This window comes from Rhodoplanes sp. SY1 (assembly GCF_046000175.1).
GTDB lineage: Bacteria > Pseudomonadota > Alphaproteobacteria > Rhizobiales > Xanthobacteraceae > Rhodoplanes.
In genome coordinates this window covers 23,320-45,602 of record NZ_JBEOMB010000021.1, presented here as the reverse complement: position 1 = coordinate 45,602, position 22,283 = coordinate 23,320, and the positions used below count along the sequence as shown (strand labels likewise).

Annotated in this window: 17 protein-coding genes; 8 read left to right on the top strand and 9 right to left on the bottom strand. The window is 69.5% G+C overall.

Features of this window, described 5'->3' with window-relative positions:
• Positions 1-61: 61 nt before the first annotated feature.
• The 9 genes from tldD to ABTU92_RS07710 all read right to left on the bottom strand — a co-directional run bounded on the left by tldD (position 62) and on the right by ABTU92_RS07710 (position 10,917).
• Positions 62-1,483, bottom strand: coding sequence for a metalloprotease TldD (tldD, locus tag ABTU92_RS07750; RefSeq protein ID WP_408089280.1), 1,422 nt, complete (start codon positions 1,481-1,483; stop codon positions 62-64).
• Positions 1,484-1,649: 166 nt separating this feature from the next.
• A complete protein-coding gene (locus ABTU92_RS07745) occupies positions 1,650-2,798 on the bottom strand; it encodes an ABC transporter ATP-binding protein (protein ID WP_408089278.1) in 1,149 nt (382 codons plus the stop codon).
• Positions 2,795-4,555: an ABC transporter permease gene (locus ABTU92_RS07740; protein ID WP_408089276.1), complete on the bottom strand. Its 1,761-nt coding sequence runs from the start codon at positions 4,553-4,555 to the stop codon at positions 2,795-2,797. Before ABTU92_RS07740 ends, ABTU92_RS07745 begins: the two co-directional genes overlap by 4 nt.
• Positions 4,556-4,774: 219 nt before the next feature.
• Complete coding sequence (locus tag ABTU92_RS07735; protein ID WP_408089274.1) at positions 4,775-6,103, bottom strand: ABC transporter substrate-binding protein; 1,329 nt, start codon at positions 6,101-6,103, stop codon at positions 4,775-4,777.
• A 197-nt stretch (positions 6,104-6,300) separates the two neighbouring features.
• Positions 6,301-6,513 (bottom strand): YbdD/YjiX family protein, encoded by a 213-nt coding sequence (locus ABTU92_RS07730; RefSeq protein WP_111359116.1) that lies wholly within the window; start codon positions 6,511-6,513, stop codon positions 6,301-6,303.
• The gene (locus tag ABTU92_RS07725) at positions 6,506-8,593 is read right to left on the bottom strand and encodes a carbon starvation CstA family protein (protein ID WP_408089272.1); all 2,088 of its coding nucleotides are present in this window, start codon (positions 8,591-8,593) and stop codon (positions 6,506-6,508) included. The genes ABTU92_RS07730 and ABTU92_RS07725 overlap by 8 nt, the downstream gene beginning before the upstream one ends.
• A gap of 337 nt (positions 8,594-8,930) precedes the next feature.
• Complete coding sequence (locus ABTU92_RS07720) at positions 8,931-9,629, bottom strand: 2-keto-4-pentenoate hydratase (RefSeq protein ID WP_408089270.1); 699 nt, start codon at positions 9,627-9,629, stop codon at positions 8,931-8,933.
• Positions 9,626-10,039 carry a cupin domain-containing protein gene (locus ABTU92_RS07715; RefSeq protein WP_408089268.1) on the bottom strand — a complete coding sequence of 138 codons (414 nt, stop codon included), beginning with the start codon at positions 10,037-10,039 and terminating at the stop codon, positions 9,626-9,628. The genes ABTU92_RS07720 and ABTU92_RS07715 overlap by 4 nt, the downstream gene beginning before the upstream one ends.
• Positions 10,036-10,917: an NAD(P)-dependent oxidoreductase gene (locus tag ABTU92_RS07710; protein WP_408089266.1), complete on the bottom strand. Its 882-nt coding sequence runs from the start codon at positions 10,915-10,917 to the stop codon at positions 10,036-10,038. Before ABTU92_RS07710 ends, ABTU92_RS07715 begins: the two co-directional genes overlap by 4 nt.
• Positions 10,918-11,369: 452 nt before the next feature.
• Here ABTU92_RS07710 and ABTU92_RS07705 point away from each other — a divergent pair, with 452 nt between their 5' ends.
• The 8 genes from ABTU92_RS07705 to ABTU92_RS07670 all read left to right on the top strand — a co-directional run bounded on the left by ABTU92_RS07705 (position 11,370) and on the right by ABTU92_RS07670 (position 22,187).
• A complete protein-coding gene (locus ABTU92_RS07705; protein WP_408089264.1) occupies positions 11,370-11,819 on the top strand; it encodes a cupin domain-containing protein in 450 nt (149 codons plus the stop codon).
• Positions 11,820-11,977: 158 nt separating this feature from the next.
• Positions 11,978-12,997 carry a Bug family tripartite tricarboxylate transporter substrate binding protein gene (locus ABTU92_RS07700; protein ID WP_408089262.1) on the top strand — a complete coding sequence of 340 codons (1,020 nt, stop codon included), beginning with the start codon at positions 11,978-11,980 and terminating at the stop codon, positions 12,995-12,997.
• 240 nt (positions 12,998-13,237) lie between these two features.
• Entirely contained in the window at positions 13,238-14,962 is a 1,725-nt protein-coding gene (locus ABTU92_RS07695) for a CocE/NonD family hydrolase (protein ID WP_408089260.1), read from the top strand.
• A 199-nt stretch (positions 14,963-15,161) separates the two neighbouring features.
• On the top strand, positions 15,162-15,659 hold the full coding sequence (locus ABTU92_RS07690) for a tripartite tricarboxylate transporter TctB family protein (protein WP_408089258.1): 498 nt from the start codon (positions 15,162-15,164) through the stop codon (positions 15,657-15,659).
• 6 nt (positions 15,660-15,665) lie between these two features.
• Positions 15,666-17,171, top strand: coding sequence for a tripartite tricarboxylate transporter permease (locus ABTU92_RS07685; RefSeq protein WP_408089256.1), 1,506 nt, complete (start codon positions 15,666-15,668; stop codon positions 17,169-17,171).
• Positions 17,172-17,362: 191 nt separating this feature from the next.
• Positions 17,363-18,196 (top strand): cupin domain-containing protein, encoded by an 834-nt coding sequence (locus tag ABTU92_RS07680; protein WP_408089255.1) that lies wholly within the window; start codon positions 17,363-17,365, stop codon positions 18,194-18,196.
• Between the two features lie 342 nt (positions 18,197-18,538).
• Entirely contained in the window at positions 18,539-20,218 is a 1,680-nt protein-coding gene (locus tag ABTU92_RS07675) for a methyl-accepting chemotaxis protein (RefSeq protein ID WP_408089253.1), read from the top strand.
• A 163-nt stretch (positions 20,219-20,381) separates the two neighbouring features.
• On the top strand, positions 20,382-22,187 hold the full coding sequence (locus tag ABTU92_RS07670) for a gamma-glutamyltransferase family protein (protein WP_408089251.1): 1,806 nt from the start codon (positions 20,382-20,384) through the stop codon (positions 22,185-22,187).
• Positions 22,188-22,283 lie beyond the last annotated feature (96 nt).

Sequence of the window (22,283 nt, the reverse complement as noted above, 5' to 3'; positions counted from 1 at the left end):
TCGTCGGCCGCATCCTCGACATCGAGGTGTGAGCGGCGCGGGCTGACGTCGGCCGCGCCGCTCAGCCCCCCGTGCCGCCGACCGTGATGCGGTCCATGCGCAGCGTCGGCTGGCCGACGCCGACCGGCACGCCCTGTCCGTTCTTGCCGCAGGTGCCGATGCCGTGGTCGAGGGCGAGGTCGTTGCCCACCATGGTGACGCGGTGGAGGTCGGTCGGGCCGTTGCCGATCAGCATGGCACCCTTCACGGGCGCGCCGACCTTGCCGTCCTCGATCCGGTACGCCTCGGTGCACTGGAACACGTACTTGCCCGAGGTGATGTCGACCTGGCCGCCGCCGAACGACACGGCGTAGATGCCGTTCTTCACCGACGCGAGGATCTCGGCCGGGTCGTGGCTGCCGGCCGTCATCACGGTGTTGGTCATGCGCGGCATCGGCACATGGGCGAAGCTCTCGCGGCGGCCGTTGCCGGTCGGCGCCATGCCCATCAGCCGGGCATTCTGGCGGTCCTGCATGTAGCCGACCAGGATTCCGTCCTCGATCAGCACGGTGCGGTTGGTCGGCGTGCCCTCGTCGTCGATGGAAAGAGAACCACGGCGCGACGCCATGGTGCCGTCGTCGATCACGGTGACGCCCTTGGCCGCGACCTGCTGGCCGAGCAGCCCGGCGAAGGCCGAGGTCTTCTTGCGGTTGAAGTCGCCTTCGAGACCGTGGCCGACCGCCTCGTGCAGCATCACGCCGGGCCAGCCGGGGCCGAGCACCACGTCCATCTCGCCGGCCGGGGCGGGGACCGACTCGAGGTTGACCAGCGCCTGGCGCACCGCGTCATCGGCCGCGCCGTGCCAGGCCGCGTCGCTGACGAACTGCTCCATGGTGGCGCGTCCGCCATAGCCGTGGCTGCCGGTCTCCTGGCGGTCGCCGTCGCCGACCACCACCGAGACGTTCACCCGCACCATCGGCCGCACGTCGCGATAACTCTCGCCATCTGGCCGGACGATCTCGACCGCCTGCCAGGTCGCCGCGATCGAGGCCGTCACCTGCCGGACTCGCGGGTCCTTGCCGCGCGTGTAGGCGTCGATGGTCTCCAGCAGCCGCACCTTGTCGGCGAAGGCGATGCCGGCGAGCGGATTGGCGTCGGTGTAGAGCTTCGCGTTCGTGCGCGGCGGCGCTGCCGCCAGCGTGCCCGCGTAGCCGCCCTTGACCGCCTTCACGGCGTCGGCGGCGCGGCCGATCGCCTCTTCCGACATGTCCGAGGCGTGCGCGTAGCCGACCGCCTCGTCCTTGACGGCCCGCAGCCCGAACCCCTGCGTTGTGTCGTAGGTCGCCTGCTTGAGGCGGCCGTTGTCGAACATCAGCATCTCGGACTGGCGGTATTCCAGGAAAAGCTCGCCGTCGTCGGCCCCGTCGAGCCCGCGCGCGATCAGGCGCGACACGTTGGTCCGGTCGAGCCCGGCGCGGTCGATCAGCGAGGTCGTGGCGGTCATGGCGGATCTTTCGGTGAGGAGACGGCTGCCGGGAAGATAGTGGGTCCGGGCCGGCGGCGCGAGGGGGCGGGCGCCGTAGCCCGCATGGAGCGGAGCGCAATGCGGGGCACACGCGGGGCAAGGATCCCGCATTCCGCTGCGCTCCATGCGGGCTACGGGTGCCTCCTCATGGCCCCAGCACGTGCAACCGGTCGGTCGCGATGTCGATCGCGACCGCGGTGCCGGGCGCGAGGTTTTCGGGGGCGGTGCCGTGGCCGAGGTCGACAAGGAGGAGCGTGGCCGCGCTCGCATCGGTGGCGTTCGCCGTGGCCGTGCCGACCGCGATGCCGTAGCGCTCGGTCGCCCCCAGGAATTCCTTGAACCGGATCGTGCCGGGAATGCGAACGCGGCCCTCCGCCGGCGGGGCATCGGGGCGCGACAGGACCGCGTGGTGCGGGCGGAACACGAGCTTCGCCCCGGGCGGCGGCGCGCCGACCGGGAGCGCGCCCGCCGGCAACGGAATGGTGCCGGCCGCGGTCTCGAACGCCGCCGCGGCGCCGTCGCGCACCACGCGGCCGTCCAGGATGTTGGTCGTGCCGAGAAAGCCGGCGACGAACAGGTTCTTCGGCGCGTCGTAGAGCGCCGTCGGGGCGCCGACCTGCTGCACGGCGCCGTCCTTCATCACGGCGATCCGGTCGCAGATCGTGTTCGCCTCCTCCTGGTCGTGGGTGACGAAGATCGCGGTGAGGCCGAGCCGCTGCTGCAGCTCGCGCAGCTCGCGGCGCACCTCGCCGCGCAATTTCGCGTCGAGGTTCGACAGCGGCTCGTCGAGCAGCAGCACCTTGGGCTCGACCACGATGGTGCGGGCGAGCGCGACGCGCTGCTGCTGGCCGCCGGAGAGCTGCGCCGGCCGGCGCTTTTCCAAGCCCCCGAGGCCGACGAGATCGAGGGCGGCGGCGACACGCTTTCTGATCTCCTGGCGTGGCAGGCGGCGCTCCTCCAGCCCGAAGGCGACGTTCTGCTCGACCGTCATGTGCGGCCACAGGGCGTAGGACTGGAACACCATGCCGACGTCGCGCTTCCACGGCGGCAGGCCGGAGACGTCGCGCCCGGCGATCAGCACCCGGCCGCGGTCGGCCTGGTTGAAGCCGGCGATCAGCCGCAACAGCGTGGTCTTGCCGCAGCCCGACGGCCCGAGAAAGGCGAAGAACTCGCCGGGCTCGATCCGCAGGTCCACGTCGCGCAGCACGTGATTGGCGCCGTACCAGAGATCGACATGCTCGATGGCGATGTCGACCGAGGGCGTCGCGAGGGTGTCGACGGCGAGCGCAGTCATCCGGTGGCTCCGGGGATGGCCGGGCCGGCGGCGCCGCGGCTCTGGCGGCGGTGCTGGCGTTCGACCACGAGGTGGGACAGGAAGGTGCAGACCGCCACCAGCACCACGGCGATGACGCCGAGTGCCGCGCCCGGCCCGCGGCCGGCCGGCGATTGCATGAACACGTAGAGCCCGTAGGCGAGCGGCGCGTCGGAGTTCGACTGCACCAGCATCAGCGTCGCGGCGAGCTCGACCGAGGCGGTGGCGAAGGACGAGATGAAGCCGGCCAGCATGCCGCCCGAGATCAGCGGCACGACGACCCGGCGGATGGTGCGGGCCTTGGTGGCGCCGAGGTTCTCGGCCGCCTCCTCGAGCGACACCGAGACCTGCTGGAGCGCCGCGTAGCAGGCGCGCAGCGCATAGGGCAGGCGGCGCACCGCGAGCGCCAGCACGATGACGATCCACAGCGTGGCGAGCGGCACGCCGCCGACGTCGATGCCGTAGAAGGTGCGCAGGTAGCCGATACCGATGACGACGCCCGGCACCGCGACGGCCGCCATCGCGATCCAGTCGAGCCACTGTCGGCCGGGCAGCTTCGTACGCAACACCAGATAGGCGATGGCGGCGCCCAGCACCACGTCGATGATGCCGGCGAGCGACGCATAGAGCAGCGTGTTGGTGATGTAGAGGGACGACTCCCCGAACACCCGCGCGTAATGGGCCAGCGTAAAACCGTCCGGCAGCGGGCTGTAGGACCAGACGGTGGCGAGCGACAGCATCAGCAGGGCGGCGTGCGGGGCCAGCACGATCACCAGGATGAGCAACACGACGCCCCATGCGACGACATGCTCCAGCGGACGGAGGCGGCGCTTCTCCAGCCCGCCGCCGCCGCGCTGCACGGTGGCGTAGTCGCGGCCCCGCATGGCGAGCATCGACAGCGCGATGGCCGAGACCGACAAGAGCACCAGCACGACAGAGATCACGTAGCCCATCGGGTCGGCAATGCCGATCGAGGTGATGCGCAGATAGGCCTGCGGCGCCAGCATGTCCTTGACGTTGAGGAGGAGGGGCGTGGCGAGATCGTCGAACACCTTGACGAACACCAGCGAGGCGCCGGCGATGTAGCCCGGCATCGCGAGCGGGAAGACGATGCGACGGAACAGCCGAAGGCCCGAGCTGCCGAGGTTCTGGGCCGCCTCCTCCATGCTGCGGTCGATGGTGCGCAGCGCCGTCGAGAGATTGAGCAGGATGAACGGGAAGTAGTGCACGCCCTCGACGAAGACCACGCCGTTCAGTCCCTCCATGAACGGGATCTCGATGTCGAACCAGTCGCCGAGCAGGAGATTGACGGTGCCGCTGCGGCCGAACACGAGCTGCATGGCGACCGCGCCGACGAAGGGTGGCATGATCAGCGGCAGGAAGCCGAGCGTCTGCACCAGCGCGGCGCCGCGGAAGTCGAAGCGCGTCGTGATCACGGCGAGGGGCAGCGCCAGCACGGTCGCCAGCGCGACCGTCATGGCGGCGGCGATGATCGAGTTCCAGGTCGAGCGCACCAGGAGGTCGGTGCGGGCGAAGTCGTAGAAGTTGACCAGCGTGAAGGCGCCGGTGCCCTTCTCGGTGAAGGCGACCCACACGACGGTGCCGACCGGGATCACCAGCGCGACCGCGAGGAACACGACGATGGCGGCCGCTACGGCCCACTGGCCGGGCGTCGCGAGTGCGGCACGCGCGCGGGGCGCGGTGACCGACGTGCTGGAGGCCGGGACGGCGACGGTCATTCACCTCTCCCCGCGTGCGGGGAGAGGTCGATCTTCGCGCGATCAGCGCGAAGGTCGGGTGAGGGGGCGTCTCCCAGATGCTGAGCACTTGCGATTCGCGGTGGCGCCCCCTCATCCGGCTCGCCGCGCGGCGGCGAGCCGCCTTCTCCCCGCACGCGGGGAGAAGGAAAGACGGCGCTCTGCATCGGGGCGATCATTCGGGCGAGCCGCGCTGCCGCCTCACTTCGCCAGCCGCGTGGCTTCTTCGGCTTTGGCCTTGGCGCTCGCGTAGTTGTCGCGGGCGAAGCCGGCCCAGCGGTTCTCCAGCTCGGCCTGGCGGGCGCCCTTCTCCTTGGCGCCCGTGAAGGCGCCGCCGATCTCGGGCGAGGCGGCCTCCGCGGCCGTCACCGGCATGGCGGCGACGAGATCGCGGGCCTCCTTCACCAGGGCGCGGCCTTGCGCGTTGTCCTTCTTCACCAGCGCCGCCTCGGCCGCGTGGATCGCCTTGGTGGCGGCCTTGAGGTTGTCGAGCTGGAACGTGATCAGCTGATCGAACAGCGCGTCGACGACGGCGGTGCGCTTCTCCGAGACGTCGGGGTCGAACCTCACCTTGGCGCCGAGCGAGGGATCCTTGAACGGGTTCGGATAGTCGGCCGGCGCCTTGGCGTAGGTCGCGGGGTTCACGGGCAGGCGCCGGATGGTCGGCTCGAGCAGCACCTCCTGGCCCTTGTCCGACAGCAGGAAGTCGATGAACGCCTCGGCACCGGCGCGGTTCGGCGCGTTGGCGACGATCGCCACGTTGGCCGGCACGATGGTGGTCACGCTCGGATAGACGAACTTCACCGGGAAGCCGGCGGCCTGGGCCGAGAAGCCGAAGAAGTCGATGACGATGCCGACGCCGAACTGGCCGGAGTTGACGCCCTCCGGCACGCCGAACGAGCGCTCGGTCACCTGGCGGAAGTTGCCGGCCATCTCCTTGATGGTGCGCCAACCCTGGTTCCAGCCCTCGCCCTGCAGCACGGTCTCGATGGTGAGATGCGTGGTGCCGGAGCGCGACGGCGCCGCGATCGCCACATGGTCGAAATAGACCGGCTTGGCGAGGTCGCTCCACTCCTTCGGGTCGGGCAGCTTGTTGGCGCGGGCGTAGCGGGTGTTCCACATGATGCCGTAGCCCGACGCCGCGAAGCCGAAATAGAAGCCTTCGGGGTCGTTGATCGGGAAGGCGCCGATCTTGTCCGGGATGCCGGTCGCCTTGGGCTGGTGCTTGGCCAGCAGGCCCTTGCCCTTGAGCACCTCGAAGGCGTCCGGCGCCGAGGCCCAGAACAGGTCGACCTGGTTCTTGGCGCGAGTCTCCTCGATGTACTTCACGCCGGCATTGGTGTTGCGGTTCTGGACCTCGAGCGTGAAGCCGGGGGCGGCCTGCTCGAAGGCCTTCTTCACCGGATCGGTGACGTCCTTGGAGAAGGAGGTGACGACGGTGACGCGGGCGGGCGCCTGCGCCTGCGCAGGCGCGTGAGCCGAGATCACGGCGGCGATCGAGAGGCCGAGGACGGCGAGCAATCGGATCATCGGAGGCAACTCACCTGGGCGGTGACGGGACTGGAATGGCGGAGCGGCGGAGCATAGCCATGAACCCGGGCGCGGTCACGCGCGGGCGACGGGGCCATCCACCGGTTCGGGCGCCGGCCGTCTCGGGGTGGCGTGCGCCAAACGAAAGGGGCGGCCCGTGGGCCGCCCCTTCGCATCCCGCCCGGCTCCGCGCCGGCCTAGCAGCAGCGGAACCGGCCGTTCTTGCCGAACCCGTACCGAGCGTCCTGCCGTTCCCGGAAGAACTCCTCCCAGGTCATGACCGGCTCGTCCGGGTGGGTCACCTTGCGGTGCTCCACATAGGTGTCGTAGTCGGGCACCCCGACCATCAGGCGGGCCGTGCGAACGGCCCACCCGGCGAGACCGAGCGTGCTGGGGCCCGGCTCAGGCATGGGCCGCCCGCGCGGTGCCACTGACGCCTCCGACCTCCGCGGTGGTGACCCGCGAGCTCGCCAGCGCCTTGCGAATGCTGATGAAGCCGAACACCAGCATCGACAGGACCACGGCGACGAAGGCCGCCGAGAGCGCCGTGTTGATGTAGTCGTTGAAGACCACCCGGCTCATCTCCTCGAGGTTCTTGGCCGGAGCCAGCACCTTGCCCTGGGCGAGCGCATCGCCGAACACCTGGGCGTGGGCCAGGAAGCCGATGCGCGGGCTCGGATGGAAGATCTTCTGCAGGCCGGCCGTCAGGGTGCAGGCGAGCAGCCAGGTGGTGGGCAGCAGCGTGACCCAGGCGTACCGCTCCTGCTTCATCTTGAACAGGACGGTGGTGCACAGGATCAGGGCGATGCCGGCCAGCATCTGGTTGGAGATGCCGAACAGCGGCCACAGGGTGTTGATGCCGCCGAGCGGGTCGACGACGCCCTGGTACAGGAAGTAGCCCCAGCAGGTCACCGACAGGGCCGAGCCGATCAGGTTGTTGACCCACGACTCGGTGTTCTTGAACGGCGGGATCACGCTGCCCACGAGGTCCTGGATCATGAAGCGGGCGACCCGGGTGCCGGCGTCGACCGTCGTCAGGATGAACAGGGCCTCGAACAGGATGGCGAAGTGATACCACAGGCCCATCATGGTCTTGCCGCCGATCAGGCCGGACAGGATGTGGGCCATGCCGACGGCGAGGGTGGGCGCGCCGCCGGCGCGCGACAGGATCGTGTGCTCGCCGACGTCGGTCGCCATCTGGCTGAGCATCTCGGGCGTCACCAGGAAGCCCCAGGTGGAGATGACCTGCGAGGCCTTCTCGACCGTGGTGCCGATCACGCCGGCCGGGCTGTTCATGGCGAAGTAGACGCCGGGCTCGATGACGGTCGCGGCGATCAGCGCCATGATGGCGACGAACGACTCCATCAGCATGCCGCCGTAGCCGATCAGGCGGATCTGATCCTCGTTCTCGATCATCTTGGGCGTGGTGCCCGACGAGATCAGCGAGTGGAAGCCCGAGACCGCGCCGCACGCGATGGTGATGAACAGGAACGGGAACAGGCTGCCGGCCCATACCGGCCCGGTGCCGTCGATGAACTTCGTGAAGGCCGGCATCTTCAGCTCGGGCTGGACGACGATGATGCCGATCGCCAGCAGGCAGATGGTGCCGATCTTGAGGAAGGTCGAGAGATAGTCGCGCGGTGCGAGCAGCAGCCACACCGGCAGCACCGAGGCGACGAAGCCGTAGCCGATGATGGCGAGGGCCAGCGTCTCGCCCTTCCAGTCGAACAGGACGGCGAGCGAGGGCGTCTCGGAGACGGTCTTGCCGAAGATCAGCGCGGTCATCAGCAGCACGAAGCCGATGATCGACATCTCCATGATGCGGCCGACCCGGATGAACCGGGTGTAGACGCCCATCAGCATGGCGATCGGGATGGTCGCGACCACCGCGAAGGTGCCCCACGGGCTGCCGACCAGCGCCTTGACGACCACCAGGGCCAGCACGGCCAGCAGGATGATCATGATCAGGAGCACGCCGACCAGCGCGATGCCGCCGGCGACCGGGCCCATCTCGGCGCGAATCATGTCGCCGAGCGAGCGGCCGTCACGCCGCGTCGACATGAACAGCACGATCATGTCCTGCACGGCGCCGGCGAACACGACGCCGGCCAGGATCCACAGCGTGCCGGGCAGATAGCCCATCTGCGCCGCGAGCACCGGGCCGACCAGCGGGCCGGCGCCGGCGATGGCGGCGAAGTGGTGCCCGAACAGCACGTACTTGTTGGTCGGGACGTAGTCGAGCCCGTCGTTGTGGCGCTGCGCCGGGGTCGGCCGCGCGGGGTCGACCTTCAGCACCTTCTCGGCGATGAACAGGCCGTAGAACCGGTAGGCGATCAGGTAGACGCAGACGGCGGCCACCACCAGCCAAGCGGCATTGATGCTCTCGCCTCGGTTGAGGGCGACCATTCCGAGCGAGATGGTGCCTACCAAGACGATCAAGACCCAGAGGGCCCAGTGCCCTCTGGGGTTGCTGCGCACGAGTGCAGTCATGGGATTCTCCTGATCCGGATCCGCCAGTGCAGTGACAGGTGCAGAGAGGTGCAGTGAGGCGCGGCCGCAACGAGAACACGCGGCACGCAATAAACGTTCACTGCGGCTGGCGTATCAAGAAAGGGGAATGCCCTATAGTCGGACGAGTCCTTATCGGGACGTGCAACTCTTTCGAATTTCAGGGTTCTCGCGAAATTTTCGGAGTCACGCAACTTTCGCGTGCCCGAGGCGATCGATCATAACGACAACGTATAAGGGGTATTACGGCGCCTCCGTCTCCTGCACGGTGGCCAAGTATGCCCGCCGCCGGACCGGCGACGGGCAAGCGGGGCGCGGATCAGGAGAACCGGACCGTCACCTCGCCGATCGGCGCCAGACGGTGCGCCAGCAGGCGATCCTCCGCGCCGAGCATCAGGGGCGGCGTGATCGAACCGGCGATGATCACGTCGCCGGCCCGCAGCGTTTCGCCGAGCGCCGCCAGCGTATCGGCGACGTGGCGCACGATCCGCACGAGCCCGCCCGTGTTGGCGGTCACGTCGTCCGGAGTCGGCACTGACGTACCGTCGCGCAGCACGGTGGAGACGAGACCGGTCGTGTCGCCGCTCGGCCGGGGCATGCGCGGGCCGAAGATCACGTGCCGGTGAAAGATGTTGCCGGAGAGGATCGGCTCCGGGTCGTCGAGCGGCGAGAAGTCGGCGAGCTCGATGGCGGGACCGAGCGCCGCGATCGCGGCCGCCGCCGCCGCCTCGTCGCCGCCGCCGGGCAGGTCGGTGCCGATCTCGACGGCGATCTCCGGCTCGGCGACCGGCATGGTGAAACGCGAGATCGCCACCGTCCCGCCCGAGGCGACGACGTTGCGATCGAGCAGGAAGCCGACGATCGGGGCGGTGATCTTCAGCTTGGCGAGGCCGGCCGGCGCGCCGAAGCCGACCTTCCAGCCGATCGGCCGGGCGCCGCCGGCGAGCGCGCCGCGGCGCAGCTCCATCTGGGCCGCCATGCCGCGGGCGAGCCGTGGGTCGTCGAGCGGACCGCTCATCGCTTGCCCTCCGTGCTGCTCTCCGGCGTCTCGTAGCCCGAGTCGGCGATCGAGCCGGCGCCCATCCAGCCCCACACCAGCACGACGTCCTTGTCGGACGTGTTGTTGAAGCCGTGCCAGCAGCCGCGCGGCGAGTAGACGACGTCGCCCTTCTTGGACGGCTCGAGGCCGTCCCCGGTGATGATGTGGCCTTCGCCCTCCAGCACGATGAAGAACTCGTCGCAGTTGCGATGCAGGTGGGCCTCGTGGCTGGCGCCCGGCTTCAACACGGTCCAGCCGACGACGTGGTCGGCGCCGGCCGACTTCTTGTCGATCAGGAACTGGACCTGCATGTCGATCCAGCCGTCGTCGCGCTTGAGGCCCTCGACCAGCGGCACCGCGTCCATGGTGGTGCGGAACATCTTGCTCATGACTGTCCTCCCAGCCGCCGGTAGACCTCGTGGGCGGCGACGAAATCGCGGTGGTCGATGCCGAGTCCGCGGCAGGCGTTCATCATCTCGTTGGCGGCGGCGGCGAGCGGCACCGGGCTGCCGAGCCGGCGGCCGAGATCGAGCGCCAGCATCATGTCCTTCTGCTGCAGCGTCACGTCGGCGAGAGGCTTGGCCGGCATCTTGCCCTCCAGGATGAAGGGGCCGCGATAGCCGAGCACCGGCGACGCCGCGACGCTCTTGAGGATCGCCTCGACCGCGATCGCGCGATCGACCCCGCCCTTCTCGGCGAGCGCCACCGATTCGCCGAAGCAGATCACCTCGACCATCAGAAGCAGGTTGACGGCGATCTTCATCTGGCAGGCCAGCCCGTTGCCGCCCACACGCATCACCTTCGGCCCGATGGCGAGCAGCACCGGCGTGATCGTCTCGTAAGCCGCCTCGTCGCCGCCGACCATCACCGAGGCCTGGCCGGCCTGGATGGTGACCGGGCTGCCGGAGATCGGCGCGTCGAGCATCACCCGGCCGGCGGCGGCGAACTTCTCCGCGACGCCGCGGCTGACATGCGGCGCGATGGTGCTCATGTCGGCATAGATGCCGCCTTCGCGCAGGCCGGCGAGAATGCCGTCCGGCCCGAGCGCGACCTGCTCGACGGCGGCGCCGTCGGTCACGATCGAGAAGACGATGTCGGCGTTGGCGGCCGCCTTGCGCGGCGTCTCGGCGAACGCCATCCCGGCCGCGATCAGCGGCTCGGCCTTCGATCTGGTGCGGTTCCAGCCGGTGACCCGGTGACCGGCCGCCATCAGGCGCGGCACGATCAGGGACCCCATGTCGCCGAGACCGACGAATCCGATCTCCACCGTGGTTCTCCTCGGGGGTTGGCGCCGTCCGCCGCGGCGGCGACCGCGGGCCGCGCGAGGCGGGCCGGCGTCGTGTCGTGCCGCGAAACGGAAGGGCGCGGGGGAAGAAGGCGCCGCATGCTGCCGCGCCGCCCGCGCTCGCGCAAGCGGGACGACGCGCGCGTGGGCGGGACGAAACGCCTCGCGCACCGGATCCGGCGGCGCGCGCCGGCGGAGAGGTCCGTTTCGTTGTGCGGTGCGAGAGGTCCCCGCACAGGCTTGTTATACGAAGCATCGCGGAACGCCGGCGGCTCGCGGCCGCGGCCTGTCACCCACGTCGGCATGCGGAACCCGCTTCGCAGTGCCGCGGGTTTCGCAATTGACAAACTGAGGAGCGCCCGCCGAAGCTCGCTCCAACCGACGCGGCGACACGACCGCGACACGGACAACAAGAATCGACCAGGGAGAGACGCATGAGCGAGCCGGCCGCGGCTGCGAGAGACCCGCGCGCGAGCGATCCCACCGTGAGCGAACACGGCGCGGCGCGGACGCCGGGCGCCAAGCGGGCCGCCCCGGGCGAGTACGTGTTCGAGCTCGCCAAGGTCAACCACATCCTCGGCGGTCCCGACTATTCGACCGCCAACGGCGCCTGCGTCGAGGGCGACCGCATGATCGTCGGGCTGATGCGCATGCCGGCCGGCACCGGCGCCGAGCCGCATTCGCATCCCAACGAGCAATGGATCTACATCCTCGAGGGCACGTTCCGAGCGACGATCGGCGACCGGCCGGTCGAGGCCGGGCCGGGCTCGCTCGTCTACATCCCGGCCGGCACGATCCACTCGGGCGGCGCCACCGAGGCCGGCGATGTGCTGTTCTTCACCGTCAAGGACGCCTCGCACTCGCTGCACGGCATCAAGGCGTGACGGCATTGGGCTCCGCGCGGCGCCCGTGAGGCGCCGCGCCCGCGCCGAGGGCGCCCGTCGATCGCGCCGCCGCGCTGCGCGGCCGAGACGTTTCATGAAGCGAAGCAACGATCCGTCAGCCCCCGAAAAATCGACGGACGCATCCCGAGGAGGAGAGCATGAGGAAGAGCGTGCTGAGCCTGGCGGCGGCCGTCTGCCTGGCCGTGACCGGCGGCGTGGCGGGAAGCCTCGTCGTCGCGACGACCGCGGCCGCGCAGGACAAGTTTCCGTCCAAGCCGGTCAAGATCATCGTTCCCTACGCGCCGGGCGGCGCCACCGACATCGTGGCGCGGCTGATCGGCGAGCACATGCGCCAGGATCTGGGTCAGTCCTTCGTGGTGGAGAACAAGCCCGGCGCGTTCGGCATCATCGCCATCGAAGAGATGGCGCGGGCGAAGCCCGACGGCTACACGCTGATGGTCGGCAACGTCTCGACGAACGCCATCACGCCCGTGCTGTTCCCGAAGAAGTTCAAGATCGACTACGTCAAGGACGTCGTTCCGGTCACGCGCCTGGTCGACATCCCGGAGTTCATGGTCGCCACCACCAAGGACTTCCCGCCGAAGAACGTCAAGGAGCTGGTCGACCACGCCAAGAAGAACCCCGGCAAGGTGCGCTACGGCTCGGTCGGCGTCGGTAGCTATCCGCATTACGACGCCGCCTTGTTCGCCAAGCGTGCCGGCGATCTCGACATGGTGGCGATCCACAACAAGGCGGGCGCGTCGGGCGTGATCAACGACTTGGTGTCGGGCGACGCGCAGTTCGCCTTCCTCAACGTCGCCTCCACGGCGCCGATGATCAAGGCCGGCAATCTGCGGCCGTTCGCGCTCGTCAATCACGCGCGGCTGCCGGACTATCCGGACGTCCCGACCATGGACGAGCTCGGCTACAAGGGCGTCGGCACCATCGCCTGGCAAGGCCTGTTCGCGCCCGCCGGCACGCCGCCCGAAGTGCTGGAGACGCTGTACAAGGCCGCGGTCAAGGCCATGCAGGCGCCGGCCGTCCAGGAAGCGTTCAAGAAGCAGAACTTCAACGTCGTGCCGAGCCCGTCGGTCGCCGAGGCGAAGACCTGGCTGGCCGGCGAGATGAAGACCTGGAAGACGATCGCCGACGAGGTGAAGATCGAGCTCGCCGAATAAATAGGGGCGGCGCGCAGCCTCCGGTGTTCCCTCTCCCCGCTGCGCGGGGAGAGGGTGGCTCGGACCGAAGGTCCGAGTCGGGTGAGGGGGCGCTTCCGTATCCACGAGACGCCTCCTCAGCCGACATCCGCGCTGAACGCGCGACCGTCGACCTCTCCCCGCGCAGCGGGGAGAGGTGAGAACAACCCGCTTCTCTCGAATTCGATCTGCTGTCCTCGGTTCGACGTGGCTCGGATCAAAATGACATGGAGTCTTTCGGTGCTGGACGTGAAGAGCGAGACGGCCGGCGGCGCCGGACCTGCCGGCGGGGCGAGCAGCGGCATCGTGGTCGAGCGCGACGTCGACGTGCCGACCCGCGACGGCTCGCGCCTGAAGGCCGACGTGCTGCGGCCTGCCGCCGACACGCGGGTGCCGGCGCTCCTCAATCTCGGTCCTTATCAGAAGGACAAGGTCTGGATCCCGCCGGACAATCTGGAGGAGAAGCCGAACCCGCTGATGAACTGGGAGACGGTCAATCCCGAATGGTGGGTGCCGCGCGGCTATGCCTGCGTGCGGGTCGACGCGCGCGGCACCGGCAAATCGCCGGGCCGCACCGAGCCGTGGTCGCTGCAGGAGTCGCTCGACTATTGCGACGCCATCGCGTGGGCGGCGGCGCAGCCCTGGTGCAACGGCAAGGTCGGGCTGATCGGCATCTCCTATTTCGCCATCAACCAGTGGTTCGTCGCCAACCATCAGCCGCCGGCGCTCGCCGCGATCGTCCCGTGGGAGGGCTTCGCCGATCTCTATCGCGACGCGCTGTTCCACGGCGGCATCCTCAACCAGTTCATGACCAACTGGTTCGTCACCCACCTCTGCCATCATCTGATCGGCCGCGCCTATCGCGACAATCCCGACACCTTCACGGCCGACACGCTGTGGCGCTGGGTGCGGCACAATCTCGACACCGGCGCCTTCGCGGGCGAGCAGGCGCAGTGGGACAGGATCACGGTGCCGCTGTTTTCGGTCGGCAACTGGTCCGGCATGGGGCTGCATCTGCGCGGCAACACCGAAGGCTTCATGCGGGCCGCGTCGAAGCACAAGAAGCTGCGCATGCATTCCGGCACGCATGTGCATCCCTTCTACACGGAGGCCGCGCGAAACGAGCAGCTCCGCTTCCTCGATCATTTCCTCAAGGGTGTCGACAACGGCGTGATGGACGAGCCGCCGGTGCGGCTGTTCGTCCGCCACGGCAACGGCGAGGGCGTCTGGCGCGACGAGCACGAATGGCCGCTCGCCCGCACGCAGTGGACCAGGATGCATCTCGACCTCTCGGCCCCCGCGCCGGGAGCGCCGGCCAACCGTGGCGCGCTGGTGCCGGAGAACCCCGCCGTCACCTCGTCGCGCACCTACAACGCGAGCGGCGCGTCGAAGGGCGGCTCGGCCTCGGCCTCGTCGACGTTTCTCGCGTCCGGCGCCATGCAGGCCGGGATGGGGATCTCGCTCGACACCGCGCCCTTCGATCAGGACACCGAGATCACCGGGCCGGTCGCCGCGACGCTCTGGGTGTCGAGCGCCACCGAGGACATGGATCTGTTCCTGACGATCCGCGATATCGATCCGGACGGCAACGACGTCTGGGAGATCGGCCAGCAGGGCCAGCAGGTGCCGATCGCCAAGGGCTGGCTGCGCGTCTCGCATCGCGAGCTCGATCCGGAGCTGACGAAGCCGTGGCGGCCTTATCACAAGCACGCGCGGCGGCTCTATCTGGCGCCCGGCGAGATCGTGAAGGTCGAGGTCGAGATCTGGCCGACCTCGATGGTGTTCCGCAAAGGCCACCGCCTGCGTCTCGACATCCAGCCGCGCGACGGCGTGGGGAGCGTGCACTACACGCATTATCACGCCGACTACAACACCGGCACCAACACCATCTATTCCGGTGGCGACAAGGAGTCGTTCCTGCTGCTGCCGGTGATCCCGGCGCGATGACGGCGGCGGTTCAGAACTTCGTCATTCCGGGGCGCCGCGAAGCGGCGAGCCCGGACTCCATGGCTCCAGGGCATTGTCTGAGAAGGCTTGCCTCATTCTCCGCTCATTCCCGCGAAGGCGGGACTCCAGGGCCACACGTCGGGTCGCCCTGGGTCCCCGCCTTCGCGGGGACGAGCGGAACATCGGTTCGGTACCGCCCATGACCGACTCGTCCGGCTTCCCGATGACGCGGCCGTGGCGGCGGCTGATCCACCGCGACGTGCTGGCGGGCCTCCTGTTCGTCGCGATCGCCGGCTTCGGCCTGTGGCTGTCGCAGGATTATCCGATCGGCACCGCGCGCCGGATGGGCACGGGCTACATGCCGCGCCTCCTGTGCTGGATCCTGCTCGGCCTCGGCGCCGTCGTCGCGGTCCGGGGCTTCACGGCGGCCGGCGCGGAGCGCAGCGAGGCCCCGATCGGTCGCGAGGCGGCGCGCCCCGTCATTCTGGTCTTCGTCGCGCTGGTGGTGTTCGGCCTCTCGCTGGAGCGGCTCGGGCTCGTCGTCTCGATCCTGCTCCTGGTCGCCATCGGGACACTGGCCGGGCGCGGCCTGCGCGTCGCCGAGGCCGTTCTGGCCGCGCTGTTCCTCGTCGGCCTCGCATGGGCCGTGTTCATCGCCGGGCTGGGGCTGACGATCCCGGTCTGGCCCGTGTGGTAGGTCGCCATGGAGCTGCTGTCCAACCTGGCGCTCGGCTTCTCGGTGGCGCTGACGCCGTGGAACATGCTGTTCGCCTTCATCGGCGCGATGATCGGCACGCTGATCGGCGTGCTGCCCGGGATCGGGCCGATCGCCACCATCGCGATGCTGCTGCCGCTCACCTTCCATCTCGAGCCGACCGCCGGCCTGATCATGCTGGCCGGCATCTTCTACGGCGCCCAGTACGGCGGCTCGACCTCGGCGATCCTGATCAACCTGCCCGGCGAGACCTCGTCGGTCGTCACCACGATCGATGGCCACCAGATGGCGATCCAGGGCCGCGCCGGCGCGGCGCTCGCCGCCGCGGCGCTCGCCTCGTTCTTCGCCGGCTGCGTCGCGACCGCGCTGATCGCCGGCTTCGCGCCGCCGCTCGCGCTGCTCGGCCAGTCCTTCGGCTCGCCCGAATACTTCTCGCTGATGCTGCTCGGGTTGATCGCCGCCGTGGTGTTGGCGCACGGCTCGGTGATCAAGGCGATCGCCATGATCGTGCTCGGCCTGCTGCTCGGGCTGATCGGCACCGACGGCAACACCGGCGGCCAGCGCTTCACCTTCGGGCTCAACGAGCTCGCCGACGGGCTCGACGTCGCCACGCTGGCCATCGGCCTGTTCGGCATCAGCGAGATCATGGCGAACCTCGCCGGGCGCGACGACTCCGCCCGCGACGTCGTCACCAGGCGCATCACCCGGCTGTGGCCGACGCGCGACGACTTCGCCCGCGGCTGGCCAGCGGTGCTGCGCGGCACCTCGCTCGGCGCCGTGCTCGGCGTGCTGCCCGGGGGCGGCGCGACCCTGTCGGCCTTCGCGGCCTACGCGCTGGAGAAGCGCGTCTCCGACCGGCCGGCGATGTTCGGGCGCGGCGCCATCGAGGGCGTCGCGGCCCCGGAGGCCGCCAACAACGCCGGCGCGCAGAGCTCGTTCATCCCGATGCTGACGCTTGGCATCCCCGGCAATCCGGTGATGGCGCTGATGATCGGTGCGCTGATGATCCACGGCATCCAGCCGGGGCCGCAGATCATGACCGAGCGGCCGCAGATGTTCTGGGGCATGGTCGCCTCGATGTGGATCGGCAACCTGATGCTGGTCATCATCAACCTGCCGCTGATCGGCTTCTGGGTGCAGCTCCTGAAGGTGCCCTACCGGTTCCTCTATCTCGCCATCCTGCTGTTCTGCGCGATCGGCGTCTATACGGTGAGCAACAGCGCCGCGGCCGTGATCATGGCGGCGATCTTCGGGGTCGTCGGATTCGTGTTCCAGCGGCTCTCCTGCGAGCCGGCGCCGCTGATACTCGGCTTCGTGCTCGGCCCGCTGATGGAGGAGAACCTGCGCCGCGCGCTGCGCGTCTCCGGCGGCGACCCGATGATCTTCGTCGATCGGCCGATCTCGCTCGGCCTCCTGATTTGCGCCGCGATTCTCCTGTTGATCGTCGCCCTGCCGGCGATCCGGGCGGGCCGCGAGCAGGCCTTCCAGGAGTAATCTGTTCCGGGTGATGCAGTTGGTCATGCGCTCCGCTCGTCCCCGCGAAAGCGGGGACCCAGGGGCGGCACGGCACGGGGCTCTGGATCCCCGCCTTCGCGGGGATGAGCGGAGGGCGGGGCGCGAGCAGTGCGCTCCTATGAAGTGATCAATGTCGTTCGGTGCGGGACACCGCCGCAAGGAGAACCACCATGGCGATCCATTTCAACGAGAGCGAGGTCGCGGCCGAGGCGCTGGCCGATGGCGTGACGCGGCAGCGGCTGCTCGATGCGGCGCGGGTGCCGGGCGTGCTGTTCGAGCTCGACCGCATCGTGCTAGCGCCCGGCGCCGCCGTGACGTTCGACATCGCGCCCGATGCCCTCGGCTGGTTCCAGATGATCGACGGCACCGCGACGCTGCGCATGGCGGGCGGCGATGCCACCGTGCTGCCGACCCATATCGGTCTGCTGCCGCCCGGCCTGTCGGGCACGCTCGACAGCGACGGCGGTGCGACGCTGCTGTTCGCCTTGGTGCCGGACGTCGGCACGCTCGACCCGGCCGTGCTGGCGAACGCACCGCCGTTTCGGCTCGTCGACTGGCGCGAGGAGCCGCTCCTGAAGTCCGAGCACGACGCCCGCAAGCGCATCTACATCGTCACGCCGAAGATGTTCGGCGTGCGGGCGATCCGCGGCGAGATGATCATCTATCCGCCGGGCACCACCTGCCCGGTGCACCATCACGAGGGCGGCGCGCATTTCATGTATTTCCTGGCCGGGCAGGGGACCTGCTACGCGGGCGAGGACCAGGAGATGAAGGTGAGGACCGGCGACGTCGTCTATTATCATGACCGTGAGCCGCACTGGGTGAAGGGCGGCGAGACCGAGGACATGATCTTCTCGGAGTTCTTCGTGCCGAGCGCGGTCGCCACCGTCTGGGCCGACCCGTCGAAGGTCTGCACCTGGATCCCGATGGGCGTGAACCATCGCGGCGGCACCCCCTCCCGCACCATCGAGAAGCACGCGCACGGCCCGATGGCGGAGGTGTGAGGACGGGGCCGATCCAGAAGCGCAACGGCCACGGCCTTTCGGATGGCGGCGCGTGTGATCACCGGCGGCGCCGGCGGCCGACCAGAATAGCCGCTTCTGGTCGGACGACCATCGATCCATAGCCAGAAAGGGCTAGCGGAGGGCCGACAAATCACGTCGACCGGCTTTCAGGAGCCGATCCGCTCCGGAAAAAATAAGCAAAACACCGAAGGTGGGACGCTCGCCCATACACGAGTTCTTAATCGGGCCGAGGCGAATTTCTCCAAAACCGTCGCAGGTTTTACGCGTGCCAGCGCGTGCGCACCCCCGCGCCTTCCTCTCGATACGATCAAGGACCAGGACATGATTCGGCGCTTCAGCGACCTCGGGACGCTGCGGAAGATCTCGATCGCTTTCGTCTGTCTGCTCGCTGTCAGCTTCGCCATCAGCGGGATCAGCTGGGTCGTCACCGGCCGGCTCGAATCTGCTGCCCAGATGACCGAGCACACCTACAAGGTCCTGATGCGAGTCGACACTCTGGTCGCCGCCATGGTCGATCGCGAGACCGGGGTTCGTGGTTATCTGCTGTCCGGTGACGCGCGCTTCCTCGAGCCGCTGCGCAACGGCGAGACCACCTACGCCAAGGCCCTGGCCGAGGTGCGCCAGCTCACCGCCGACAATCCGGCCCAGCAGCGCCGGTTCGACGACGTCGACCGGATGGTCCAGTCCTGGAAGCAGGCGGTGTCGGATCGCGTCCAGTCGATCCTGCAGAACCCCGCCAAGCTCGACGAGGCGCGTCAGATCGAGCTGTCCGGCGCCGGCAAGACCGCGATGGACGGGATCCGGGCGAAGGCGAAGGAGATCTCCGACATCGAGCTGAATCTCCTGAAGGAGCGCAGCGGTGCGGCGGCAGCAGCGGCCGAGCTGGCCCGGGTCACGATGATCGGCGGCGCCGTCGTGATTCTGGCGATGGTCGGCGGCTTCCTGATGCTGCTCAACAAGGGCATGGTGCAGCCGATGGTGGCGATCAGCCGTGCCGTGCAGTCTGTTCCGGCGGGCGAGTCGCCCGTCGTCCCGGGCGGCGAGCGCAAGGACGAGATCGGCGACATCGCCCGCGCCTTCGCGGCCAATGCCGAGCGGATGGCGGCGCTCGCCAAGCAGCAGCGCGAGCGCGACGAGCGCGTGGCCGTCGAGCGCAAGCAGGCCATGCTCGGCCTCGCCGATCGGTTCGACGCGGCGGTCGGCGAGATCGTCCGGACCGTCTCCACGGCGTCGTCGCATCTCGAGGGGGCGGCGGTGACGTTGAGCAAGACCGCGGAGACCACTCAGACCCTGTCGACGACGGTCGCGACCGCCTCGGAGGAGACTTCGGCCAACGTGCAGTCGGTCGCCTCCGCCACCAATCAGATGTCGTCGTCGGTCGGCGAGATCAGCCGCCAGGTCGCCGAATCCGCCCGCATCGCCGGTGAGGCCGTCCAGCAGGCGCAACGGACCGACGATCAGATCAACGAGCTGTCGCAGGCGGCGAACCGCATCGGCGACGTGATCAAGCTGATCACGGCGATCGCCGAGCAGACCAATCTCCTCGCGCTCAACGCCACGATCGAGGCGGCCCGCGCCGGCGAGGCCGGCAAGGGCTTCGCGGTCGTCGCCCAGGAGGTCAAGGCGCTCGCCGCCCAAACCGGCAAGGCGACCGGCGACATCTCGGCCCAGATCGCCGGCATGCAGTCGGCGACCCAGGTTGCGGTCGGCGCGATCAAGGAGATCGGCGGCACCATCAAGCGGATCTCCGACATCTCCGGCAGCATCGCGGCGGCCGTGGAAGAGCAGGGGGCGGCGACGCACGAGATTGCCCGCAACGTCCAGCAGGCCGCGCAGGGCACCACCCAGGTGGCCGACAACATCTCGCAGGTGAATCTCGGCGCAGGCGAGACCGGCGCGGCCGCCTCGCAGGTCCTCTCCTCGGCCCAGTCGCTGGCCGGCGAGAGCAACCGCCTGAAGACCGAGATCGAGACGTTCCTGTCGATGGTGCGGGCCGCATGAGGCGGGACGGTCTCCGGCGGCGCGGGCGTGCCCGCGTCCTGCCGTGGCGCAGGAGATCGAGGAGCGGCCGGCCAAACCGGCCGCTTTTTTCGTTTCGGGTCCGTTGACAAAGCCGGCGTCGGACCGCCGAATGGCCGCCCCGCGTCCCCACCCCGAAACGGTAATGAGCAACGTCAATCCCAATCCCTTCACCACCCGTCCCGAGATCGAAGGCTCGTTCGGCGTCGTCACCTCGACGCACTGGATCGCGACCGCGGTCGGCATGTCGATCCTGGAGAAGGGCGGCAACGCCTTCGACGCGGCGGTCGCCACCGCATTCACGCTGCAGGTGGTGGAGCCGCATCTCAACGGCGCCGGCGGCGACGTGCCGATCGTGCTCTACGACGTGCGCAAGGGGCGCCCCGAGGTGATCTGCGGCCAGGGCCCGGCCCCGGCCGGCGCCACCATCGGATACTATCGCGGCCTCGGCCTCGACATGGTGCCGGGCACCGGCCTTCTGGCCGCCTGCGTGCCGGGCACGTTCGAGACCTGGATGATGCTGCTCGCCGAGTACGGCACGCTGCGTCCGGCCGACGTGCTCGCGCCCGCCATCTATTACGCCCGCGAGGGCCACCCGCTGGTCGAGCGCGCCCATGCGACCATCTGCTCGGTGGAGACGCTGTTCCGCCAGCACTGGCCGACCTCGGCGGCCGTCTGGCTCCCCGGCGGCAAGGTGCCGGAGACCGGCAGCCTGTTCGTGAACCGTGGCCTCGCCGACACCTATGCGCGCATCCTGCGCGAGGCGGAAAGCGGCGGTGGCGGACGTGAACAGGAGATCGCGCGGGCCCGGAAAGCGTGGTCGGAGGGCTTCGTCGCCGACGCGATCGACCGCTTCTGCCGCACCCAGAAGGTGATGGACACGTCGGGCGGGGCGCATCGCGGCATCCTCACCGGCCACGACATGGCGACCTTCAGGCCGCGCGTCGAGGCGCCGCTCACCTACGACTACGGGCGCTACACGGTCTGCAAGGCGGGGCCGTGGTCGCAGGGGCCGGTGCTGCTCCAGCAGCTCGCGCTCCTCAAAGGCTTCCAGCTCGACGGGCTGGACGTCGCCGGTGCGCAGTTCATCCACACCGTGGTCGAATGCGCCAAGCTCGCCTATGCGGACCGCGAGAAGTTCTACGGCGATCCGGACGTCGTGAAGGTGCCGATGGATGTGCTGCTGTCGGACGCCTACAACGACGCGCGCCGCAAGCTCGTCGGCGACGCGGCGTCGCTGGAGCTGCGGCCCGGCTCGGTCGAGGGCTTCGGCGGCGATGTGAAGTTGCGCCGTGCCGGCGAGGTGCCGGTCGCGGCCGGCGCCGGCGAGCCGACGGTCGGCAAGATCGCAGCGAAGCCCGGCGAGGTGCGCGGCGACACGGTGCATTTCGACATCATCGACCGCGACGGCAACATGATCTCGGCGACGCCCTCGGGCGGCTGGCTGCAGTCGTCGCCGATCATCCCGGAGCTCGGCTTCTGCCTCGGCACGCGCGCCCAGATGTTCTGGCTGGAGGAGGGGCACCCGGCGGCGCTCGCGCCCGGGAAGCGGCCCCGCACCACGCTGTCGCCGACGCTGGCGCTGCGCGACGGCGAGCCGTATCTCGCCTGGGGCACGCCGGGCGGCGACCAGCAGGACCAGTGGAACCTGCAGCTCTTCCTGCGCCACGTCCATGCCGGCATGAACCTGCAGGAGGCGATCGACGCGCCGGCCTGGCACTCCGAGCATTTCCCCATCTCGTTCTGGCCGCGCACGGCGCGCCCCGGCGTGCTGGTCGTCGAGGACCGCGTGTCGGAGGAGGCGCGGCGCGATCTCGCCGCCCGCGGCCATGTCGTCGAGGTCGGGCCTTCGTGGTCGGAGGGCCGCCTCACCGCGGCCTCGCGCGACGGCTGGCGCCGCCGCGCCGCCGCCAACGCCCGCGGCATGCAGGGCTACGCGGCGGGACGGTGAGGCGCATCCGCGCGCTCGCGGCTTTCTTGTTTTCACCTCTCCCCTGCGGGGAGAGGTCGACGCGCGGAGCGCGTCGGGTGAGGGGGTGCCGAGCTC

Excerpts from the sequence above, each read along its gene's own strand:
- ABTU92_RS07720 (WP_408089270.1), bottom strand. The coding sequence starts at position 9,629 with ATGAGCGGTCCGCTCGACGACCCACGGCTCGCCCGCGGCATGGCGGCC.
- ABTU92_RS07715 (WP_408089268.1), bottom strand. The coding sequence starts at position 10,039 with ATGAGCAAGATGTTCCGCACCACCATGGACGCGGTGCCGCTGGTCGAG.
- ABTU92_RS07705 (WP_408089264.1), top strand. The coding sequence starts at position 11,370 with ATGAGCGAGCCGGCCGCGGCTGCGAGAGACCCGCGCGCGAGCGATCCC.
- ABTU92_RS07745 (WP_408089278.1), bottom strand. The coding sequence starts at position 2,798 with ATGACTGCGCTCGCCGTCGACACCCTCGCGACGCCCTCGGTCGACATC.
- ABTU92_RS07730 (WP_111359116.1), bottom strand. The coding sequence starts at position 6,513 with ATGCCTGAGCCGGGCCCCAGCACGCTCGGTCTCGCCGGGTGGGCCGTT.
- ABTU92_RS07700 (WP_408089262.1), top strand. The coding sequence starts at position 11,978 with ATGAGGAAGAGCGTGCTGAGCCTGGCGGCGGCCGTCTGCCTGGCCGTG.
- ABTU92_RS07670 (WP_408089251.1), top strand. The coding sequence starts at position 20,382 with ATGAGCAACGTCAATCCCAATCCCTTCACCACCCGTCCCGAGATCGAA.
- ABTU92_RS07690 (WP_408089258.1), top strand. The coding sequence starts at position 15,162 with ATGACCGACTCGTCCGGCTTCCCGATGACGCGGCCGTGGCGGCGGCTG.
- ABTU92_RS07685 (WP_408089256.1), top strand. The coding sequence starts at position 15,666 with ATGGAGCTGCTGTCCAACCTGGCGCTCGGCTTCTCGGTGGCGCTGACG.
- tldD (WP_408089280.1), bottom strand. The coding sequence starts at position 1,483 with ATGACCGCCACGACCTCGCTGATCGACCGCGCCGGGCTCGACCGGACC.
- ABTU92_RS07725 (WP_408089272.1), bottom strand. The coding sequence starts at position 8,593 with ATGACTGCACTCGTGCGCAGCAACCCCAGAGGGCACTGGGCCCTCTGG.
- ABTU92_RS07675 (WP_408089253.1), top strand. The coding sequence starts at position 18,539 with ATGATTCGGCGCTTCAGCGACCTCGGGACGCTGCGGAAGATCTCGATC.
- ABTU92_RS07680 (WP_408089255.1), top strand. The coding sequence starts at position 17,363 with ATGGCGATCCATTTCAACGAGAGCGAGGTCGCGGCCGAGGCGCTGGCC.
- ABTU92_RS07735 (WP_408089274.1), bottom strand. The coding sequence starts at position 6,103 with ATGATCCGATTGCTCGCCGTCCTCGGCCTCTCGATCGCCGCCGTGATC.
- ABTU92_RS07695 (WP_408089260.1), top strand. The coding sequence starts at position 13,238 with ATGACATGGAGTCTTTCGGTGCTGGACGTGAAGAGCGAGACGGCCGGC.
- ABTU92_RS07740 (WP_408089276.1), bottom strand. The coding sequence starts at position 4,555 with ATGACCGTCGCCGTCCCGGCCTCCAGCACGTCGGTCACCGCGCCCCGC.